The organism is Streptomyces kunmingensis (genome assembly GCF_039533535.1).
Taxonomy (GTDB): Bacteria; Actinomycetota; Actinomycetes; order Streptomycetales; family Streptomycetaceae; genus Streptomyces; species Streptomyces kunmingensis.
The window spans coordinates 1-1,069 of the sequence record NZ_BAAATS010000046.1 but is presented as its reverse complement, the minus strand read 5'-3'; the positions used below and the strand labels follow the sequence as shown (position 1 = coordinate 1,069).

The window sequence follows — 1,069 nt, the reverse complement described above, 5'->3', positions numbered from 1 at the left end:
GATCGCGGTCACGATCCCGGTCGCCGCCACCGAAGGAGGGACGGTCATCCCGGCCACGGAACCCGCCGCCACGGTTGTCGTCACGGCGGTTGTCGTCACGACGGAAGCCGCCACTACGGTTGTCGCCACCGCCGCGGTTGTCGTCACGACGGAACCCACCACCGCGGTTGTCTCCACCACGGCTGTCGTCACGCCGGTCGTCACGACGGAACGGGGGCCGGTCACCATCGCGACGCGGACCACGGTCACGATCCCGGTCGCCGCCACCGAACGACGGACGGTCATCCCGCCCACGGAAGCCCCCACCGCCGCCACGGTTGTCGCCGCCACGGAAGCCCCCACCACCGCGGTTGTCGCCACCGCGGTCGTCGCGGCCGCGGAACTCACCGCCACCGCGGTTGTCGCCACCGCGATTGTCGTCGCGCCGGAAGCCACCGCCACGGTTGTCGCCGCCACGGTTGTCACTGCGGCGGTCGTCACGGCGGAAGGGGGGCCGGTCGCCGTCGCGGCGCGGGCCTCGGTCCCGGTCACCCTGCGGACGGTCGCCGCGCGGAGCGCCACCGCTGCGGAAGCCGCCCCGGTCACCACTGTCCCGGCGGCGCTGGTCGCGCTCCGGTCGCTCGTCGGGAGAGTTGGGGGACATCGGTGTGACTCCTGTCTTCGGTACCGCAGTCATTCTCGCGCAGCCGGGGTGCCGGCGCGCTCCGAGAAGAGCTCTGGAAATACAAAAAGGACCTTTGGTCCCAGCATGTGTGCCGGGACCAAAGGTCCTCTTCAATAATAGTTCGGCGGCGTCCTACTCTCCCACAGGGTCCCCCCTGCAGTACCATCGGCGCTGTGAGGCTTAGCTTCCGGGTTCGAAATGTAACCGGGCGTTTCCCTCACGCTATGACCACCGAAACCCTTTCAGACATCCCTCATGGAGGGACATAAGAACAGGGCGGCGAACTAGCACACTCTTCAATTGATAAGTGAAACTGTTCAGCCAGCACAACCGTTCGTTGTCTGGGAACAACACAGTGGACGCGAGCAACTGAGGACAAGCCCTCGGCCTATTAGTACCAGTCAC

At 66.8% G+C, this 1,069-nt stretch carries 1 rRNA gene and 1 pseudogene; one reads left to right on the top strand and one right to left on the bottom strand.

The features are described 5' to 3' along the window. A pseudogene (locus tag ABD366_RS39240) lies at positions 1-781 on the top strand (hypothetical protein); the annotation flags it as partial. Positions 782-783: 2 nt separating this feature from the next. On the opposite strand, the gene rrf reads toward ABD366_RS39240, so the two are convergent. Continuing rightward, a 5S ribosomal RNA gene (gene rrf, locus ABD366_RS39235) occupies positions 784-900 on the bottom strand. Positions 901-1,069 lie beyond the last annotated feature (169 nt).